Origin of the sequence: Alicyclobacillus acidiphilus NBRC 100859 (assembly GCF_001544355.1) — a bacterium.
In the GTDB taxonomy this organism is placed as follows: Bacteria; Bacillota; Bacilli; order Alicyclobacillales; family Alicyclobacillaceae; genus Alicyclobacillus; species Alicyclobacillus acidiphilus.
Genome location: NZ_BCQI01000015.1, coordinates 1 through 20,934, shown reverse-complemented (window position 1 = coordinate 20,934; position 20,934 = coordinate 1). Strand labels below are relative to the sequence as shown.

The following is a 20,934-nucleotide window of genomic DNA, read 5'->3' as shown; positions in this document are numbered from 1 at the left end:
CCCTAACTCCGGCTCTTTTCCCGCTCATACCCCAACAAGCTGACGATTTGTTCCGCCACTTTCCGACTGTCGTGATGCGCATACGTGGCATAGTGAACAAAATCCCTCGCAATTACCTTCAGGCCAAGGCGATTCAATTCCTCGATATCGACGCGCACCGGATAACTTTGCTGCGACTGATATTTCGCCAAAGCCTCGTCGGGCAACGGCGCAGCATTGACCAACACGTAGTCGAACAGCTTTTTGCCAATATGGCGTTGAATGGCCTTGACGTGACTGGAAGCGGACAAGTTGTCCGTCTCGCCAGGCTGTGTCATGACGTTGCACACGTAGATCTTGCGCGCCTTGCTCTTCTCGATGGCGTCGACCATCCCCGGCACAAGAAGATTGGGGAGGACACTCGTGTACAAACTGCCCGGACCGACGACGATTGCGTCCGCATGTTCAATCGCCTTCAGTACATCCGGCAGCGGCTCGAGATTTTGCGGCACCAATTCCAACTTTTCAATCTGCCCGCCCGCGAGCGGGATGTTGGATTCGCCTTCGACGACCTTGCCATCGGTCAAGTGGGCCCGCAGCCTGACATCCTCCTTCACTGCCGGAAGCACTTTGCCCCGAACCGCGAGAACACGGCTGGTTTCGCGTACGGCAGACTCAAAGTCGCCCATGATATGTGTCATGGCTGCTAGGAAAAGGTTGCCGAAACTGTGTCCTTCCAATCCTTCGCCAGCGTGGAATCGATATTGGAGGAGCCGTTCCAGGAGCGGTTCCGTATCCGCCAACGCCACGAGACAGTTCCGAATGTCGCCCGGCGGCGGCATGGCGAAGTCGTTGCGAAGCCGTCCAGAACTTCCTCCGTCGTCGGCAACCGTGACCACGGCCGTCAAGTCGACTTGAAACTCTTTCAATCCGCGAAGTATCGTCGAAAGGCCGGTACCTCCGCCCATTGCGACAATCTTCAATCGCCGCTCCTGCCACTTGGCCCGACGTCTGATCTGCCGCATGTCTGACCACCAGCCGAATGCCAGCAGGACGACGGCCGCAAGCAGAACAGCAAGCCCAAGGAATGTGGCGTGCGGCCACTTTGACAGACGCACGACACCCGCCAAGATACCGATGCCAAAGCAAGCGATGGTCCAAGCCAACAACCACCATTGACGCATAAATCAGCCCTCCCGCCTATAATCGCGGTGCGTCAACTCGACATCCGTGGTTGACTTTAAGTGTCTGGCGATCTCCCGAGCCACGGCGACGGAACGGTGTCTTCCCCCCGTGCAGCCAATCGCCACAACCAACTGGCTCTTCCCCTCCCGCTGATATTCCGGAATCAAAAAATCCAAAATGTCTTCCGTCTTTTTCAAAAACGTTTGGGTGGCGGGCCACTGCATCACGTAGTCAAACACAGGCTTCTCTTCGCCTGTAAACGGCCGCAGATCGTCGATGTAATGCGGATTCGGCAGAAAACGCACGTCAAACACCATGTCCGCGTCAAGCGGAACGCCGTACTTGAATCCAAATGAAACGATGTGAACAGGCATGCCAACCGCGTTGTGCAGAAAACGCCGGCTCAGTTCCTGCTTCAACTGGCTCACCGACGTGTTGCTCGTATCGATCACGACGTCTGCCGCCGCCCGAATCGCCGACAGCACCTGCCGCTCCTGTTGGATGCTCTCCAACAGGCGGGCGCCGTGTTCCGCAGCGAGTGGATGACGGCGGCGAGATTCTTTGTAGCGGCGAACAAGCGCGGCGTCGTCCGCGTCGAGAAAGATGAGCGTGACTTCCCCGTCCAAGCGATCCCGCAGTTCCTTCAATGTCAAGAGCAACGGTTCGAACAGTTCACCACCGCGCAAGTCGCATGCAAAAGCCATTTTCGCCAATTTTCCCGAGGTCCGATCCGCCATATCCAACAAACGAGGAATCAACGCGGGTGGCATGTTGTCCACACAAAAGAAGCCCAAGTCTTCAAGCGCCTGCATAGCGACTGATTTTCCCGCGCCCGACATTCCGGTAAGCACAAGCGTCTGGAGAGAAGTAGTCGTCACCGCCCATCACCCCTCCTTCGATTCTGCATCAAATCGACTCGAATCCAACTGCGGAATCCATCTCCCAAGCCAGCAGCCGATGCTCGGCATCGTATCGGAATCTCCCGAACGAAACACATGAAATCCCTTTAGCCTCTGCGGCGAGGGTCTGTTTCAGCATCATACGATCACCCTCGTCCATGGGCAATTGCTCAAGTTCCCTCTCACGGATGACGGCAAGTCGACCTTCGCGGTGTTCCGCAAGCAACGTGCCGCTCGGATTTCGACCGACAAATTGAGCAATCATTCTCTCTTTCGCCGGACTGTCCTCGCTCGCGTCGATGTGAACTCGGTACACGCCTCGCAATTCAGCATCCTGGATGGTCAGACCGGACTCTTCATGAAATTCACGAATCGCCGCCTGGCGCCACAATTCGTCATCCTCCACTTTGCCGCCAGGAAGATACCACCACCCGCGACGCGGTTTTTGCAGCATGACAAAGCCATCTTCCCAAGCGACGAAACAATTGACAATGATCTGCAAGGTGTCCACCTCACTCATCTAGAGCATAGCATTTTCGATTGTCTCTAGACCAGTTAGGGACAACCTGAAGCTGAGATTTGTTTCATCCAATAAAAAGACGAAAAAAAGCGGCGCCCTCATCGGACGCCAAAATGGATTATATAAAAGGGGGTCAAATGTGCTACAACCTTATCCTAACCACCCCATGTTTCAATCGTGTTACATTTCATTAAAAAATCTGCTGAATCAGTCGGCAAGAGGTTAAACCCCCGCTGTGAGCAGGATCTCCTCCAACCTCGACGAGCACTTCCGGATAGACGACGGCGACACGTGGAACTCATCCGCAAGTTCTTTTTGTACGATGTTGACGCCGAAATACCGCAGAGAAATATACAGCAAACCAGCCACCCAAATGTCGGTCTTGCCAATCCTGCGATGAACATGCAGAAACATATCGTAAAGATAAGTTATCCAAAGGCGTTTCGCTTCCGGGACGAGGCGGGTCAGGCGATTCCTCTGCAACCACTGCTCGGCAGATTCCCAAACTCGCCGCCAATTCGGATTGAGCTCGAAAATAATGTCGTGATCGACTTCATCCAAATTGAGGTCTTGGAACTCATTCCCGATCCACACGCGCACATTCCCTTTGGCGGAAATTCGCTTCAACGCCACGATGGCGAACAACCGCAAAGTTTCGTCGATGTCCTTGCGCGCCAAAAAGAGCCTAAGCGCCTTCTCCGCATCGTCATCCGCAACGACGGCGAGAGCCCGAATGACGCGGCGGCGCGTTTCATGGTTGCCATGCCGCAGTCCCCAGTACAAAGACGCGCGCAACAGCGGATCTCTCCGCCATTCGTCCAGCCCATGCTGCTTCAGTTTATCCTTCACTTCGGCAAGCTGAGCTTCGACCGGCAAATCCAACTGATAACTGACTTTCATAGCCGTGCGATCTCGCCTTGCGGCCTCAAGCCGCTGCAAGTAATACTCGGCCACGTGCTTATAGTCGGGATCTCGGCGCAACGACTGCCAGTACCGTTCGGCAAGCTGCCATTCGCCGCTGTTCGCGGCCGCCGCGGCCGCCGCGTGCAACAGAACGGGTTCAACCGGCAACAGCACCTTCATCAAGCGACGGAAGGTCAACAAGGCCTCGTGGTGATAGCCGATGAGACCCAAGGTCGTACCGACTTTCATCGCGAGGTCATAGTGCAGTGGAAAGACCTTGGTCAACGGTTCCACTGCGGCTTCCAACATGTCGCGCCAGCCAAAATGATTCAGCAGAATCGCCCGATTGCAAAGCGCATGAATGTTGTCCGGCTGCCTGTACAAAACCTCGTCAGCCAGGGCAAGCGCCTTGTCGTGCTGCCCCGTGTAGTAGTACGCGAGACAGAGATTGTTGCAGGCCGCGTAGTTGTCGGGCTCGTCGCGGATGACTTGCTCAAGCCATTCCACAGCAGCCTCAAACTGTCCATTTTCAAGGAAGTACCGCCCGTCCTTGGTGGCCGCAACGGTTTCGATTTTGCGCTTTTCCTCTTCCCACTTCTGCAAGGCCCGACCGCCGCCAAACTCGTCGAGCAAGATGTCGAGCATCTCTTCGGCGTCGTCGGCGTATTCGCCATTCGGATCCGCGTCCAGATACCGAAGCACATACTCTTCGGCCGTATCGTACTCGCCCATGTTGGCGTAATTGTTCGCAAGATAGAACTGACATTCCGTCATGTTGGGATCCAAATTGCTAAGAACGTGTTCCAACAGTTCGTTCGATGCCTCAAAGTCCCCCATCTCAGACAGAACGCCAGCAAGATTACAATAGTTGACCGGATTGTTCGGCTCGTACTCGACAGTCTTGCGAAATGCCTTCAGAGCTTTCGTCAATTCATTTCGCTGCAAGAAGCGAACGCCTCGTTCAAAAAAGTAAGAAGCGTCCAGGTTGATTGCGATCACGTTTCCACGGTTGCCAGTCGACTTTGAGCGATGACGACGATTGTCCATCAGGCACCTCCTACAACCCCGGTTCGCATGCGGTGGACATATCTTAAATGAAGACGTTATGTGAACTGGTGAAAAAAGTATACCACATCCCCGAATCCAGGCGAAGTGTCTGCGCGGATTCTGTCGTGATATATTGTAAGACAGGTTTGGCATCCATGGAATTTGTGCGACAATCATAGTAATTTAGAAAAAGTCACCCCAAATGAGCGGACAAGAGCGACTCCGAGACAACGTCCGTCCGGGGATTCAGTGCGGGAGGATCATACGTGAAGGAAATCAAAGGCGTTATCGCCGCAGAAGTGGCAAAAGTGAGCGGTCTCGACGAATCCGTCGTGATCGGCATGTTGGAATACCCACCCAATGCGGACATGGGCGATCTCGCGTTGCCCTGCTTCAAATTGGCCAAGTCGCTGCGCAAGAGCCCTGCGCAAATTGCCGAAGAACTAGCCGCCTCATTGGCAAAATTGAACGAAATTGAAGAAGCGGCGCCTTCCGGCGGCTTTTTGAATATCCGTTTGGCCAAAGGCGCATTTGCGGAACATGTGGTGACCAAGAGCATCAACGATGTGCACGGGCTGTTTTCTTCGGAACGCGGGAAGGGCCGAACCGCGGTGGTCGACTACTCGGCGCCGAACATCGCGAAGCCGTTTGGCGTGGGCCACTTGCGTTCCACCATCATTGGACAATCCATCGTCCGAATGATGCGCGAGGATGGTTTTCACGTCGAGGGCCTGAACCACCTCGGAGACTGGGGCACACAGTTTGGCAAAAATATCGCCGCGTACATGCGCTGGGGCGACGAAGAGAAAGTTCGTGCCAACCCCATCCGCGAGTTGTTCAAACTGTATGTTCGATTCCACGAGGAGGCCGAAAAAGATCCCGCGTTGGAAGACGAAGGACGGTATTGGTTCAAGCAGCTCGAAGAAGGAAACGAAGAGGCAATCCGCCTTTGGAAGTGGTTTATTGAGGAGAGCCTCAAGGCATTCAAGGAGACGTATCAACTCCTTGGCGTGGAATTTGACCACTATTTAGGCGAGAGCTTCTACACGGACAAGATGGACGCCGTGGTCAACGAACTCCGCGAAAAAGGACTGCTCGTTGAAGACGACGGTGCGGAAGTCGTCGATTTGTCCGAGTACGGCATGCCGCCGTGCCTCATCTTAAAATCGGACGGAACATCCATCTACCCCACTCGCGACTTGGCCTCGGCGGAATATCGCCATCGCGTGCTGGGAGCGGACACACTTGTGTACGTCGTAGGCGCCGAGCAGAAGCTGCATTTTCAGCAGGTATTTAAAGTGCTTGAACTGATGGGTCGCGACTATGCAAAAAATTGCACGCATGTTGCGTTCGGTCTGATGAAGTTCAACGGTGAGCGACTCTCGACCCGTCGCGGTCACGTTGTGTATCTCGAGGATGTTCTGACCAAAGCGATCGAAGAAGCCGCCAAAATTATCGAGGACAAGAATCCCAATCTCGCCAACAAACAGGAAGTAGCACGCTCAGTCGGCGTCGGCGCAGTCATCTTCAACGACCTGAAGACGTACAGGATTCATGAAGTCGATTTCCGCTACGAGGACGTCCTCAACTTTGACGGTGAGACGGGGCCATACGTGCAGTACACGCACGCACGCGCATGCAGCGTACTGCGCAAGGCCGAAACGCGTGAGACAGCCTGGCCAGCTGGATATGTACCGAACGAGATCGAATGGGGATTGATTGTTCAACTCAGCCAAGCGGACGAGACACTTGAACGCGCGGTTGACGAATACGATCCGTCCGTCATGGCTCGCTTTATCCTGCAAGTGTGCCACGCGTTCAATCGTTTTTATCACAACAATCCCATACTGCAATCCGATGAACCGACTCGCAGCGCTCGATTGGCCCTGACGGACGCAACACGCAAGGTGCTCGCCAAGGCGCTCTATCTGATCGGCCTCGACGCGCCGGAAGAGATGTAACGCCCGCAACAGGATCATCGGTGGTAGATCATCGGCTATAGATCATCGGTCATCAAAAGTGGGGTTGCCCTTTGCACAGATACAAAGGGCAACCCCACTTTTCTGCGAACGCCGCCGTTTCCCATCACGGCCCGTAAGGTTACGTGTACTTCAACGGTGGAACCGGCGTTCCGTTGACGCGCACCTCATAGTGCAGATGCGGTCCAGTGGCGTCGCCCGTGTCCCCGGAATAGCCAATCAGTTCGCCCTTGTACACAATCTCTCCAGTTGTCGCCACGACCTTTGACATATGGCCGAAAACGGTCGTAATCCCCCCTCCATTGTCAATCTCAACCCAATTTCCGTACCCGCCGTCGTTCCATCCAGCGGACAGCACCGTGCCGTTGTTGGTGGCGTAAATCGGCGTTCCGATCGGCACCCCAATGTCGATTCCAGGGTGAAATTCGTGTTTCCCATCGAGATCTCGCCAACCGAACGGCGACGTAATGACATCCCCAACAGTGGGCCATATCCACTGCCCAGTCGCAACACCTGAATTGGTCCCTTCCTCTACCACCTCGGTTTTCGGCTTGGTCAGGATAGACTTGCGCAAGACGTGCTCATCTTGTTGCGAGCCGTTGACATAGGTGATACGAACATTCTCCCGGATCGTTCCGTCCTGTCCGCTCGTCAGCACCTTTGTTTGACCAACTGGCATATCGGGGTTCTTTTTGTAAACAACCGGATATGGAACCGATACGACCCGCTTTTCTTGAATATCGGACTCGACCGAGATGCGCGGGTGCCAGTTCACCTTAAACGCGGCCATTGTTCGGCCCATGGATGGCAAAGAGCCTCTCGACGAGATGTTCGTGCCATCCGACACGTCGAGCAGATACCGCTCTGCGGCAGTGGGTTGAAGAATACTTGCAACTGGAACGGTCGTTTCCACGACTTGAACGCGCCCCATAAAGTGGCTGTTCTGCGCGATCGCGTGAGGAAGGCCCAATGTAAGCGATTGCATTATTCTCTTCAACACACTGTTGGATGTTTTGGAACTTGGGGTGTAAACAATCGGCTTTCCATTGACCAAAATAGCCGAAGCTTTCGTCGGCAGTTGTTGGACAGGTCGCCAATTGTACGTCTTCGGGACTACTGTGTGAACTGGAGACATTTGAAGCGAAACGTGAAAGCCTTCCGCCAATCTCTCCATGCTGTTTTCAATGTCGGAGCGGTCAGGTACGACACCAATCAACCTGCCGTGTCGGTAAACCTGCAACCATTGTTCGGACTGAGAGATCTGCTGATAGATGGGATAGCCACCGAGCACTAGCACGAGAAGGCTTCCGCCAACCGCGCTCGAAGTTCGAAATCGTCGTGTCTGAACCTGCTTATGAGAAGCACGAATATGAAGAGCGTCACGAGAAACGACAAGTGTCTTCAAATGGTTGAGTACTGCCCACCCCTGTTTGACAATCAACCGGGGTACAGACCAATTCACCCTTATGGAGCCCCCAATCCGTGTAAAACTATTTTAGACTCGATTCGACACGGAATTGCGAAATCCTAGTGAGTTTGCAGTTTATTCACATCCACCCCCATTCTCTATCGATTGTATTCAGAGGGGCCTTGTCCCAATTCTAAGAACGTTGAGGCAATCGTAGGCGGCGTATCGTAGACTGGGTGCCGTTACGTGGTATTTCCTTCTCCTTGGGCCGCGATCACGTTTTCGAGTTCCGCCGTAAACGCACGAGCAGCGTCCAATCCCATGCCCTTCAGTCGGAAGTTCATGGCCGCCACTTCCACAATCACCGCAAGGTTTCGACCGGGGCGGACCGGGACCGTGACCATAGGCACTTCCAAATCGAGAATCTTCATCGTCTCCTGATCAATACCCAGACGATCATAAGCGTGGTTCTCCCTCCACGCTTCCAAGTGAATGACCAGAGAGATTCGCTTGTGCGTACGGACTGCGCCTGCTCCAAACAACGTCATCGCGTTCAATACCCCAAGTCCTCGAATTTCCAATAAATGCTGAAGCAACGGCGGGGCGCTGCCGATCAGGCTTTCATCAGAAATCTGCCGGATGACCACGGCATCGTCCGCTACCAATCGATGGCCGCGTTTAATCAGTTCCAATCCGGTCTCGCTCTTCCCAATTCCGCTCGAGCCAGTGATCAGAATACCGATACCATAGACATCGACGAGGACTCCGTGCTGAAGCGTCTCCGGCGCCAGCCGTTCTTCGAGATAATTCGAGATGGCGGCGGTCAGACGTGTCGTCACCATATTGGTACCCAACACCGGAATCCGTTTTGAGGTAGCTTCTTGCAGCAGTACGGGTGGCGGAGTATCACCGCGCGTGATCAGGATGCAGGGAGTCTGCTGATAGGAGCAGAACGCAAATACACGCAAGGCTTTCTCTTTCTCGTTCATGCCGCGCAAGAATGAGAGCTCCGTTCGCCCCAAGATCTGAACTCGCTCCGCTGGATGATACCGAAGATACCCGGCCAGAGCCAAGCCGGGTCGATTGATGTCTCGAGTGTGAATCATCCTGTCCAAGTCGGAAGAAGCGTTAAACACTCGCAAGTCCAAGTCCTTCACCAATTGTCCGACACTCACTCCGCGCGGTGTACTCATCTGCCTCGCCCCCGACGAAATTTCGACGTTCGAGTCAACATCTATATGCAGTCGTCAAACTGTGCAATCGTCACACAGACCTCTGTGCCGCCTGCAACATCAGCCCATTTGCCCGAGCGATGTCCCGCTCCAAGATAGGTTTCAAGAATCGTCCCGTATAGGACGCCTTGACTTGGCACACTTCTTCAGGCGTGCCCTGAGCCACTAACTCTCCGCCCTTATCTCCGCCTTCTGGCCCCAGGTCCACAAGATAGTCGGCAGTTTTGATAACATCCAGATTGTGCTCGATAATCAACACGGTATCTCCATTGTCAACGAGCCGATGCAAGACGGTCAAGAGCCGTTCGATATCAGCCACGTGCAGGCCCGTCGTCGGTTCGTCCAGGATGTACAGTGTTCGACCCGTGCTCCGGCGGTGCAGTTCGGAAGCAAGCTTCACCCGCTGCGCCTCGCCGCCCGACAACGTGGTCGCAGGCTGCCCAAGCTGCATGTAACCAAGACCAACGTCCATCAACGTCTGCAGTTTCCGGTGAATGCGCGGGATGTTCTCGAAAAATTCCAAGGCATCCTCGACAGTCATCTCCAATACCTCGGCGATGTTTTTCCCCTTAAATCGGACCTCAAGCGTCTCGCGGTTGTATCGTTTCCCTTTGCAAACTTCGCAAGGTACGTAGACATCCGGTAGAAAGTGCATCTCAATCTTGATGATGCCGTCTCCCCGACATGCCTCGCAACGCCCACCGCGAACGTTGAATGAGAATCTCCCCTTTTTGTAGCCGCGCATCTTCGCCTCGTTGGTCGTCGCAAACAAATCTCGGATGTCGTCGAAGACGCCCGTATACGTCGCAGGATTCGACCTCGGCGTGCGGCCAATCGGAGATTGGTCGATGTCAACGACCTTATCCAAATGCTCTATCCCGGTGATGCTGTCGTGAAGTCCCGGACGAACGCGAGCCCGATTCAAGTCCCTGGCCAAGGCCTTGTGCAGAATCTCGTTGACCAACGTCGACTTGCCAGAGCCAGATACACCTGTAACGCATGTGAATACCCCGATTGGAATCTTTACGTTGATCCCTTTCAAATTGTTTTCCCGAGCCCGACGAACTTCAATCCATCGATGATCAGGCTTGCGACGCTTCGATGGGACAGGAATGAATTTGCGGCCAGACAAATACTGGCCAGTGATAGACTCGGGATCCTCCATGACTTGACGCGGCGTGCCCTGGCTGATAACCTCGCCGCCGTGCACCCCTGCGCCCTTGCCCATATCGATGATATAGTCTGACGCGAGCATCGTGTCTTCGTCGTGCTCCACCACAATGAGTGTATTGCCTAAATCGCGCATGTTCTCCAACGTACGAATGAGTCGCTCGTTGTCGCGTTGATGCAGGCCAATGCTAGGCTCGTCCAGGATATACAGAACACCCATGAGCGATGAGCCCAACTGCGTCGCCAATCGAATGCGCTGCGCTTCGCCCCCTGACAGCGTCCCTGCCGATCTGGACAAAGTCAAATAATCCAGACCCACGTCTCGCAGAAATCCAAGTCGGCTGGAGATTTCTTTAAGGATCTGGCGAGCAATCTGCATCTCCTTTTCAGAGAGCGTCAACGATTCGAAGAAAGCCAAGGCGTCTCCCACCGAAAGGGCGGTGACGTCGGCGATGTTCCGATCCGCTATGCGAACCGACAGACTTTGCGGCTTAAGCCGCTTTCCCTTACAAGCAGGACAGGGTTTCGCGCTCATAAAACCTTCGATAAATTCCCGAATCGAGTCTGAGCTCGTGTCGCGATAACGCCGCTCAAGATTGGGGATCACACCCTCAAACTGCACTTGCGCGACTTTACGCTGACCGAAGTCGTTTTCGTATTCAAACTGAATCGGCTGCCCAGAACCATAGAACAAGGTTTGCAACGCTTCCGCGGGCAATTCGGAGATAGGCACTTCCGTGTCGATACCAAACGTCCGGCACGCGGACTTCAGCAATTGCGGATAATACGTCGAGGTCGATCCTGCCCACGGAACAATGCCCCCCTCCGAAATGCTCAGCGAAGGATTCGGCACGACCAACATCTCGTCGACTTCCATATTCACACCAAGTCCGAGACACGTTTCACACGCGCCAAACGGACTGTTGAACGAAAACATGCGCGGCGCCAATTCCTCCACGCTAAAACCGCAATTTGGGCAGGCGGCGTTCTGGCTGAACATCAATTCCTCGCCGTCGATCACGTCGACAATCACGATTCCGCCGCCAAGACCGAGAGCCGACTCCAACGAGTCCGCCAAACGGCTTCCGATGTCATCTTTCACAACGAGCCTGTCGACGACCACTTCGAGCGTGTGCTTCTTGTTCTTCTCGAGCGAAATATCTTCTTCCAATTCGCGAATCTCGCCGTCGATGCGCATGCGGACATAGCCCGCTTTCCGCATCGATTCAAGCACTTTCTGATGCTCACCCTTGCGACCCCGCACGATCGGAGCCAGAATTTGCAAGCGGGTGCGCTCAGGGAGCTGTAAAATCCGATCCACCATTTGTTCAACCGTTTGCGAAGTGATGGGAATATCACAGTTCGGGCAGAACGGGTGGCCCACTCGTGCGAACAACAGCCGCAAGTAATCGTAGATCTCCGTGACCGTTCCTACGGTCGATCGCGGATTTCTGCTGGTCGTCTTCTGATCAATAGAGATAGCAGGCGAGAGACCATCGATCCCATCGACATCCGGCTTGTCCATCTGGCCGAGGAATTGTCTGGCATAGGCAGACAGGGATTCGACATACCTGCGCTGTCCTTCCGCGTAGATGGTATCGAACGCGAGCGACGACTTGCCTGACCCGCTCAGCCCAGTGACGACGACAAATTTATCCCGAGGAATTCGCACGTCAACGTTTTTTAAATTGTGAGCGCGTGCGCCCCGAACGTGAATGTACTCCTGAGGCATCTCGACCTTGTCCCTCATTTCATTTCATTCAATGGTAATCGCGAAGAGAATTTCGAAAGCCGCTGCCTGTACTGACGTTGCCTCTCCCCTACGACGCGTCCAGTTCCGCAATCATATCGCGAAGCTGCGCGGCGCGTTCAAACTGCAATTCCTTCGCTGCCGCCCGCATCTCTTGTTCGAGTTTCTTGATGAGATCTTGGCGTTCTCTCTTTCCCAACCTTTGTGCCTGCTCTGCGACTGCGACGTATTCTTCCTCGGTCTCCGCTACCTTCGTGGACTCGACAACATCCCGAACCGCTTTGTGAATCGTTTCAGGGGTAATGCCGTGCTCCTTGTTGTAGGCTTCCTGCTTGGCGCGGCGCCGCTCCGTCTCCTCGATAGCGATCCGCATCGAGTCCGTGATTTTATCCGCATACATAATGACCGTTCCATTCGCGTTCCGCGCTGCGCGCCCGATGGTCTGGATCAGTGACCGATGGGCCCGCAGGAATCCTTCCTTGTCCGCGTCGAGAATCGCAACGAGCGAGACTTCTGGCAAGTCGAGCCCTTCCCGCAGCAGGTTGATGCCCACAAGCACGTCGAACACGCCCCGCCGCAAGTCGCGCAGAATCACCATTCGTTCAATCGTCTTGATGTCCGAATGAAGGTAACGAACCTTGATCCCAATTTCCTTCATGTAATCTGTCAAATCTTCAGCCATCTTCTTCGTCAAGGTCGTCACCAAGACACGTTCGTCCTTGCGAACCCGTTCGCGAATCTCGCTCACCAAATCATCAATTTGGCCCTTGATTGGGCGAACGTGAATAATCGGATCAAGCAGGCCCGTGGGCCGAATGATCTGTTCGACGATCCGCTGCTGATGCTCTTCCTCGTATGGTCCCGGCGTGGCGCTGACGTAGATGCACTGACCGACGGTGCGCTCAAATTCCTCAAACGTCAGCGGGCGGTTGTCGGCTGCGGAGGGCAGCCGGAAACCGTGATCGATCAAGGTCAGTTTCCGCGTCCTGTCACCACCGTACATCCCTCGGATCTGCGGCAGCGTGACGTGCGACTCGTCAATCAACGTCAGAAATCCCGGCGGGAAATAGTCAAGGAGCGTGTTGGGCGGTTCTCCAGCCGCTCTTCCTTCCAGGTGTCTCGAATAGTTCTCGATGCCCGAACAAAAACCAATCTCCATCATCATTTCAATATCGTACATCGTTCGCTGTTCGAGACGCTGCGCCTCCAACAGCTTCCCGTTCGCGCGCAATTCCTGCAGACGCTCCCGCAGTTCGTCTTTAATCCTGGCAATGGCAGCCTCCAAACGCGGGCGCGAAGTCACGAAGTGGGATGCTGGAAAGATGCTGACGTGATTCCGTTTGGCGACCACTTCACCGGTCACTACGTGAATTTCCGCGATCCGATCGATCTCATCGCCGAATAGTTCCACCCGAATCGCGTTCTCGTCGCGCGACGCCGGGAAAATTTCGATCACGTCGCCCCGAACGCGAAACGTGCCCCGAACGAAGTTGATATCGTTTCGCTCGTATTGCATGTCGACGAGTCGGCGAAGAATCTGGTTCCTGTCCATGATCGACCCAACTCGCAAAGACAATACGTGTTCAGCATATTCTTTTGGGCTGCCTAAACCGTAGATCGCGGATACACTCGCCACGACAAGCACGTCGTTTCGCTCGAGGATTGCCGCGGTGGCAGAGTGCCTCATCTTGTCGATTTCGTCGTTGATCTTGGCGTCTTTCTCGATATACGTATCCGTCGACGGAATGTACGCTTCCGGCTGGTAGTAGTCATAGTAACTCACGAAGTATTCCACTGCGTTGTTCGGGAAGAACGCCCGAAACTCAGCCGCCAATTGGGCGGCCAGTGTTTTGTTGTGAGCAATCACCAGTGTGGGTCTGTTCAACTCCGCTATGATATTCGCCATGGTGAACGTCTTACCGGAGCCTGTAACGCCGAGCAGCGTTTGGTGCCGGAGTCCGGAATCGACGCCGTCGACCAGGGCTTCAATAGCCGCGGGTTGATCTCCCTGCGGCTTGTAATCCGACACGAGTTCAAACTTTCCGTCTTGCATCGACATCATGCTCACTCCCGTCTGGTGGAAGTCCCGAAAATCGCTGTACGTAGAACATAGCATGCAAACGACAAAAAGGGAACACTTGTTCCCTTTGGATCCAACAATTTAATTCGTACCTCTCGCATTATAGAGAAGATCGGGGAGGCGTTCAATGTTTGGCAGAGGTTGGCTGGGCCGCAGACGTATCCGGCGATAGATTGCGGCGCAGAACGACGATGTTGACTCTGCGGTTTTCCTGACGTCCTGCCGCAGTGGTATTCGGAGCGGCGCTTTGGTACTGTCCGTACCCCGTGCCAGAGAGCCTAGACGGAGTTACCCCGGCGTTGCTCAGAAAATGGACGACGCTCATTGCGCGCGCGGCGGACAACTCCCAGTTCGACGGGTAAATCGCCGTATGAATCGGTTGATTGTCCGTAAATCCTTCCACGACGATATTGTTAGGCACCTTTTTGAAGAACGGCACGAATCCCGAAATAATGTGCTTCGCTTGCGGCAGTAATACGGCCTGTCCCGTATTGAACAGCGCGACGTCTTTCATTGTAATTTGAATACCGCGCGCTTGGTCGGCTACCTTGACTTCATTGCTCAAATTGTGCAGCGCAATGTAAGATTGGATCTCCTTCATCAAGTCGTCCAATTGAATTTGATCCGACGTTGGATTTTGCTGTTGTTGTAGTGTATTCGACTTACCTGACGGATTGTTTAAATTACTAGGGAAATCCTCGCCCGAGTTCTGATCCCCGCTGTCGAGCAACGATGTCGTGCCAAGACCCTGAAGCGGAATTTGCTGCCCAGGGTGTGTCGCTTGGTACAATGATTCAGCCAATGTCGCAAAACGGACTTTGTCGATGGAAGACATGGCGAACATCACGACGAAAAAGACAAGGAGCAGCGTGATCAGGTCAGAATATGTGACCAGCCAGCGCTCGTGGTTTTGACGACGTCCCGTCCCATTGCGGCTACGCCTTTGCCGTCTCTCCATCCGGAGTCCCCACTCCTTTTCCTTCGCGATTGGATTCAGCCAGGAACGACAGCAACTTCTGACGAAGCACGGTTGGATTTTCACCTGCTTGGATCGACAGGATACCTTCGATGGTCATTTCTCGTTCAAGCAGTTCGTCCTGCGAGCGCACGCGCAGCTTGTTGGCGATAGGCATCCAAAACACGTTTGCGCTCGCAACGCCGTACAAGGTTGCGATAAAAGCAGTAGCGATTTCCGGCCCCAAGGTACTCACATCGTCGAGACTCCCGAGGACGTGAACGAGCCCCATGACCGTACCGATGATTCCCATCGTCGGAGCGAAACCTGCGGCGGATTCAAACAACGTCACGCCGATCTCGTGCCGTTGCTCGATGAATGACACCTCAATCTCGAGCATCTGCTTGACCAACTCCGGATCGACTCCGTCCACGATGAGCCGAACGCCGTTCTTCAGAAAGGGATCGTCAAATTCGTCAACCTTGTCCTCAAGCGCGAGAATGCCTTCCCGTCGAGCGATCATCGCCATTTCCACCAGCAAATCGATGGTGCCGTGCGGCGGTTTCGTCTTGTCAAAGAAGGCAATCATCAGGTACCGCACGATGGACGTAAAAGATTTCATCCGATTGGACAGCAACGTAGCGCCAATGGTTCCGCCAAAGACGATGAGGGCCGCAGATGGCTGGATAAGCGACGCAAGAGAGCCTTTGTCCATGATAAAACCGCCGAGCAGTCCGACTAATGCGATAACCAAGCCTAGTATCGTCGCTAAATCCATATCAGGGCCTCCCAAACACGAACGACTGCTATTTCGTGAATCATGTCATGCATTCCTCACGGTCATTCACTATCGTGCCGTTTCGCTCGCCGCAGGTAGAGCGTCTCCAACAGTCCAAACGGCCGCCTCAGCCGCATTGCAGGTTCGTCACTCGGCACCACCAGCAACAGCCCCAACTGATGGCGTTCGCCTTCGAATACCGGACTGCTGACGAGGCGCAGCTCGCCCCGAGTATCAATCACCTGGAATTTGGCGTACGCCGGATTCTGTTCCATGGCAAAGTGCAGATCATACTCGGTGTGAACCGGAATCTGGTTCACATGTGTCACAATTTCCCCGGGCCTGACACCTAATTTGGCACTGAGTGAATTACGGATGGTGTACAACACCCTCAGTCCGCGAGTGTCGGGGGCACACATCGGTTCCATGCCAGCGTCGGTGCGTCGCCAAAGAAATCGAAACACTTCGAACAGCACAATGACCACAACGGCCGTGTACCATTGGTACGCAGGCCACAGCCAATGGCCTGCTGTGAATCCCGCAATAAAGACGAGCACCACGATCAACTGAAGGTAACTCAACTGGCGAAGCACGCGCGCGGGATCGAGCGATGTCAGCAACGCGTGTATACCAAACACCAATGGCAGCGCTCCGAATGAGATGGGCGGCCAATTGGCAAACAGCCAGGGATGTACGGACCAATCGATCACAACGGCATGATGGTGAATAGGTGTCATCCACGTGACAACCGGCACCACAAATCCAAGTTGCAGTTTGAGTGCCCCGATGCGTCGCCCGCGTCTCGAAGTCACCAGGGTTGGCAGAACAGCGTCATGGGCGTTCCACATCGTCATGACCAGTTCCGCCAGACTGCAGACAGCGCCAATGGCGAGCCACGGACCTGCTTGAACCGACTGTATCACTTGCACAACGCCGTGCCACGCGCCCGTCTTCGGCAGTGGCAGCACCTTTGTCAGTTCACTCAGGATAAGCGACGCGGAAATGGCAAACGGTGTCGCGGCAAAGCGCGATCGAATCAATCCCAGAACCAATGCCATGAGCGTGACGTAGAGCATACTTTGCCAACTGACTTCGACACCAATGGCCAAAAGAGCAACGGACGCAAGCAGCCCAACCAAGCAGGATTTGGCATAGCGGACCAAGAGCGTCTTGCCAATTCGCGTGACTCTTACGCCAAACCAATCGCGCTCCAGCTTGACGTTACGCGTTAAATCCCAAATGACGAGACCTGTCACCACGTAATGAAGCGGGTTCAGGAGAAACGTCAAGATGGCGATCCAAGCGATTGTCCACCAATCTCCTGCAGTTGTGAGATGCATCCGACGTGTCCCTTCTCTCCATGAATCCAGTAATTAGACGCGCAAGAACTTGCGAACGGACATGGTGCCGCCCCAAAGGCCGATGACCAATCCAATCGCGACGAGTATGACCGCCAACTTGATGGTAAGCGTGCCCGCCGGAACGAGTGGAAACGCGAGTCCGGAAAATTGGCCTTTGGCGTGGGCATAGAGTGATCGATACCCGACAGCCAAAAGTGCAACCGGGATGATGGAGCCAAAGAATCCAATCAGCATGCCTTCGACGATAAACGGCCATCGAATGAACCAATTGGTCGCCCCTACGAGTTTCATAATCTCAATTTCTCTGCGCCGTGAAAAGATTGTGATGCGAATCGTATTGGAAATCAAGAACATCGACGTGATTAACAAGGCAACCACGAAGACAACCCCAACATCCCGAATCACATCCAGCGTGCGGAAAATGGCGCTCGCGAGTTGATGCGGGTCTCGCACGGCCGCGATGCCGTGAATCAATTTCACTTGATCAGCGACAGCAGTGATCTCATGCGGATCCTTCGGCTTGACGACAAGCTGAATCGGTAACGGATTTTGCTTGAACGCATTGAGAACATCGCTCATCTCCGACCCGAGTTCCTTCTTCATCTCGGCCATGCCTTCGTTCTTGCTAATCACCTGCACGGACGAGACGTCGGGCATCTGGCGAATCTGATCCGCCACCTGCTGCCCGATTTGATTCGAAGCGTTCACATCGAGAAACGCGCTGAACTCCAACTGGTTCGCGACGCTGGTGGACATTTGTTGGACGTTGAACGTGAGGATCAGCGAAAATCCCAACACTGCCAGGGTCACGATCACGGCGCTCAACGCTGCAAAGGACATCCAGCCATTCCGGATGACATTCCTGATGCCTTCTCTAAGGTGCCTGACCCATTTAGTCATCATATCCGTAGTTCCCTCTCTGCTCGTCCCGAACAATGGTTCCCTGTTCGATGGCAATCACCCGCCGCCGCATCGAATTGACAATCTCGCGGTTGTGTGTGGCCATCACGATAGTCGTTCCCCGATCGTTGATTCGCTGGAACAAGCGCATAATGCCCCACGAAGTGTCGGGATCGAGGTTTCCAGTCGGCTCGTCCGCGATGATCACAGCCGGATTGTTCGCAAGTGAACGGGCAACCGCAACACGCTGCTGCTCGCCGCCGGACAATTGCGAAGGCAACATGTTCATTTTGTCCTCCAGCCCGACCTGGGCAAGCACGTCAGCGACACGCTTGCGAATTTGCCGGGGGGATAATCCAATCACTTCAAGAGCGAAGGCGACATTTTCTGCCGCAGTGAGTTTTGGAAGCAGTTTGAAATCTTGAAAGACGACGCCGATGCTCCGACGCAGCAATGGAATCTTGCGATCCTTTAACCGTTCGATATTGAAACCGTTGACGAAAATGTGTCCCTTCGTCGGCCGAACTTCCCTGTACATCAACTTGATAAACGTGGATTTGCCTGCACCGCTGGGACCCACAACGTAAACAAACTCACCCTTTTGAATATGTACAGAGATGCCGTTGAGGGCTTGCGTCCCATTAGGGTATTCCTTCCAGACATCCTGCATTTCTATCACTGTTGAATTCGACTCCTCTACACCATATGGCTCGATGGGTTGGCTGTTCAGCACAATCAGACACTTCGTGCCATGCGTCGAGTGGCTGAATTCATAGATTCGACCCCATTCGCCAAAATTCCTGTTCACAAATGCATTTACCATAATTCGGAGAGGGGCTTAGGGGGCTGTCATGCCCAAGAGGAGACTAAGCTCGATTTGATGTGTCGAATCGATAGACGTGCCGATCCGCCGTGATGAAATCGAGCATCTCCCAATCGACCTTGGTCGCAACGCCGCACATCGGTTCAACTGTCAAATACCCAGGCCGGGAGAAACGCACGGGTTCAGTGAGAATGTCTCTTGCAAAATAGCGATCGCTCGGGCCATTGTCGGTCGGCAACAAGAATCCTGGCAAACTGCACACCGCCAGATTGTGCAAACGTCCAACGCCAGTTTCGTACATCCCACCGCACCAGAGACCTATCCCGTTGGACACGGCCGTCTCATGCAACTGGATTGTCTCTGAGAAACCACCCAGGCGTCCTGGCTTCACGTTCACGATGCGACAGGCACCGATATCAGCGACACGCCTTACGTCCTCAGCAGAACGAATACTCTCGTCCAGGCAGATGGGCGTGTCGATGATCGATTGAAGGGCGGCGTGATCGACAAGATCGTCATACGCTAACGGCTGTTCGATCATCATCAGTCTCCATTCGTCCATTTGCCGAATTCTCTCGATCTGCGCCATCTGATACGCACTATTGGCATCCGCCATCAGCGGCAGTTCGGGAAACATTTCCCGAATGGTCCGGATTGGGACGAGATCCTGACCCGGTGCGATCTTCAGTTTGATTCTGCGGTAGCCTTGTTCCTTCGCCGCCTCTACCCGTTCCCGCAGCGCGCCGGGATCGGCGTACATTCCCAAACTGATGCCGACCTCAACATCTCGCTCGCTGCCACCGATCAGTTCATGCAACGGCCGCCGCGTCTCCGCCGCCCACGCGTCCCAAACCGCCATTTCCACCCCAGCTTTGGCCATGCGATTTCCCCGAATCCGGTCCAACTCGCGGATCAAACCCTTTGGATCAAGCTCGGATTTGCTGCGTTGTATCTGGTTCAGAAGGGGAAGAATATGCCTGACGATCACCACCCAAGCCGTCTCAACGGTTTCTTCGGTGTACCCCGGCTCGGCCATAGCAACACATTCAGCCACACCGACTGCACCCGTGCTTGTCCGAACCTCGACGATGATTGCGCTCTTCGCATCCACCATCCCGTATGCGGTACGCATAGGCTCCCGCAGAGGCAGCTCGATCCGCCGAAGTATGCAACTGTCCACGCGCATTCGAATCCCCCAGTTCCCGTAGCCGTTCTGTCATCACATACGGACGTTACACTCCCATATGAAAATGTGCAACCGGCCACGTATGAGTTGCAAAGCGAACGTACGTTCTGTTATAGTTGCCTCACAGACTTCGATCAGGGTGGTGCCTGCTATGACTCAATTAGAATTCTTCAAGGTGTTTGGGAGAGTCATCGTCGATACGGTTCACGATGAGCAACTGGCTATGCGCTTGGTAAGTCGTGCATGGATTCGCCATCGAAAGAATGTACAGAACAAGGTGTCCTAATGCGGATGCGGCAATATACACAGTCGCAAGTAGGATATGTTCCACTATACAGATAGGGCGCATTGCGTGGTCCCGTATCTCACAGTCGAGATCTGTAGTATTGGACAGGTCTCGACCGCGATCCACTTTTACCATGATACCCCTCTATATCCGGATCCAGCTTCTACATGTGCGAGTGTACCATGTTGCCGCGAAGCCATTTGTCCACGCTCATAGCCCCTCATAAAGGTGAAAAAGTACCTTGTCGATATCGTGGACTTGGCGAAAAGGGACGAAAGTCCCTTTCGCGGTGGCGCGAGATGACGCGATCGCGACGGCGATGTGGCGCGATCGCGACGGCGGGCGAAGGCGAGGGCGAAGGCGAGGGCGAAGGGATGGGCCAAATAGACGGCCCTCACCCGCTTATTTCGGTGACAGGGCCGGGCAATAGGCAAATAGGCGGCCCTCAGCCGCTTATTTGCCTTCCTTCCCACGGAATGGCGCGATTCGGGCC

The 20,934-nt window shown here is 54.3% G+C and carries 16 protein-coding genes; 2 read left to right on the top strand and 14 right to left on the bottom strand.

The window, feature by feature from the left end; genetic code table 11:
• Nucleotides 1–2: 2 nt before the first annotated feature.
• The 4 genes from mgfK to AAC01S_RS07980 all read right to left on the bottom strand — a co-directional run bounded on the left by mgfK (nt 3) and on the right by AAC01S_RS07980 (nt 4,533).
• Nucleotides 3–1,163: a gluconeogenesis morphogenetic factor MgfK gene (gene mgfK, locus AAC01S_RS07995; RefSeq protein ID WP_067621171.1), complete on the bottom strand. Its 1,161-nt coding sequence runs from the start codon at nt 1,161–1,163 to the stop codon at nt 3–5.
• A 3-nt stretch (nt 1,164–1,166) separates the two neighbouring features.
• Complete coding sequence (gene rapZ, locus AAC01S_RS07990; protein ID WP_281178120.1) at nt 1,167–2,042, bottom strand: RNase adapter RapZ; 876 nt, start codon at nt 2,040–2,042, stop codon at nt 1,167–1,169.
• 28 nt (nt 2,043–2,070) lie between these two features.
• On the bottom strand, nt 2,071–2,574 hold the full coding sequence (locus AAC01S_RS07985; protein WP_245630126.1) for an NUDIX domain-containing protein: 504 nt from the start codon (nt 2,572–2,574) through the stop codon (nt 2,071–2,073).
• Nucleotides 2,575–2,805: 231 nt separating this feature from the next.
• Nucleotides 2,806–4,533, bottom strand: a complete 1,728-nt coding sequence (locus tag AAC01S_RS07980) for a cyclin family protein (RefSeq protein ID WP_067621169.1) — start codon at nt 4,531–4,533, stop codon at nt 2,806–2,808.
• A 266-nt stretch (nt 4,534–4,799) separates the two neighbouring features.
• On the opposite strand from AAC01S_RS07980, the gene argS reads away from it, so the two are divergent.
• Complete coding sequence (gene argS / locus AAC01S_RS07975) at nt 4,800–6,494, top strand: arginine--tRNA ligase (RefSeq protein ID WP_067621168.1); 1,695 nt, start codon at nt 4,800–4,802, stop codon at nt 6,492–6,494.
• A gap of 139 nt (nt 6,495–6,633) precedes the next feature.
• On the opposite strand, the gene AAC01S_RS07970 is transcribed toward argS, so the two are convergent.
• The 10 genes from AAC01S_RS07970 to menC form a co-directional block, all read right to left on the bottom strand.
• Nucleotides 6,634–7,809, bottom strand: coding sequence for a M23 family metallopeptidase (locus AAC01S_RS07970; protein WP_157071095.1), 1,176 nt, complete (start codon nt 7,807–7,809; stop codon nt 6,634–6,636).
• A gap of 353 nt (nt 7,810–8,162) precedes the next feature.
• Nucleotides 8,163–9,113, bottom strand: coding sequence for an HPr(Ser) kinase/phosphatase (gene hprK, locus AAC01S_RS07965; protein ID WP_067621166.1), 951 nt, complete (start codon nt 9,111–9,113; stop codon nt 8,163–8,165).
• 70 nt (nt 9,114–9,183) lie between these two features.
• Nucleotides 9,184–12,054, bottom strand: coding sequence for an excinuclease ABC subunit UvrA (gene uvrA / locus AAC01S_RS07960; RefSeq protein ID WP_067621165.1), 2,871 nt, complete (start codon nt 12,052–12,054; stop codon nt 9,184–9,186).
• 88 nt (nt 12,055–12,142) lie between these two features.
• Nucleotides 12,143–14,131: an excinuclease ABC subunit UvrB gene (uvrB, locus tag AAC01S_RS07955; protein WP_067621164.1), complete on the bottom strand. Its 1,989-nt coding sequence runs from the start codon at nt 14,129–14,131 to the stop codon at nt 12,143–12,145.
• Between the two features lie 145 nt (nt 14,132–14,276).
• Entirely contained in the window at nt 14,277–15,110 is an 834-nt protein-coding gene (locus AAC01S_RS07950; protein ID WP_067621163.1) for a flagellar motor protein MotB, read from the bottom strand.
• Nucleotides 15,088–15,885, bottom strand: coding sequence for a flagellar motor protein (locus AAC01S_RS07945; protein ID WP_067621162.1), 798 nt, complete (start codon nt 15,883–15,885; stop codon nt 15,088–15,090). Before AAC01S_RS07945 ends, AAC01S_RS07950 begins: the two co-directional genes overlap by 23 nt.
• Nucleotides 15,886–15,947: 62 nt before the next feature.
• Complete coding sequence (locus AAC01S_RS07940; RefSeq protein ID WP_067621161.1) at nt 15,948–17,225, bottom strand: hypothetical protein; 1,278 nt, start codon at nt 17,223–17,225, stop codon at nt 15,948–15,950.
• Nucleotides 17,226–17,258: 33 nt separating this feature from the next.
• Nucleotides 17,259–18,149 (bottom strand): permease-like cell division protein FtsX, encoded by an 891-nt coding sequence (gene ftsX, locus AAC01S_RS07935; protein WP_067621160.1) that lies wholly within the window; start codon nt 18,147–18,149, stop codon nt 17,259–17,261.
• Nucleotides 18,139–18,825 carry a cell division ATP-binding protein FtsE gene (ftsE, locus tag AAC01S_RS07930; protein ID WP_067621219.1) on the bottom strand — a complete coding sequence of 229 codons (687 nt, stop codon included), beginning with the start codon at nt 18,823–18,825 and terminating at the stop codon, nt 18,139–18,141. The genes ftsX and ftsE overlap by 11 nt, the downstream gene beginning before the upstream one ends.
• Before the next feature lie 187 nt (nt 18,826–19,012).
• Complete coding sequence (gene menC / locus AAC01S_RS07925; protein ID WP_067621159.1) at nt 19,013–20,155, bottom strand: o-succinylbenzoate synthase; 1,143 nt, start codon at nt 20,153–20,155, stop codon at nt 19,013–19,015.
• 151 nt (nt 20,156–20,306) lie between these two features.
• Here menC and AAC01S_RS20070 point away from each other — a divergent pair, with 151 nt between their 5' ends.
• On the top strand, nt 20,307–20,441 hold the full coding sequence (locus AAC01S_RS20070; protein WP_281178119.1) for a hypothetical protein: 135 nt from the start codon (nt 20,307–20,309) through the stop codon (nt 20,439–20,441).
• Nucleotides 20,442–20,934 lie beyond the last annotated feature (493 nt).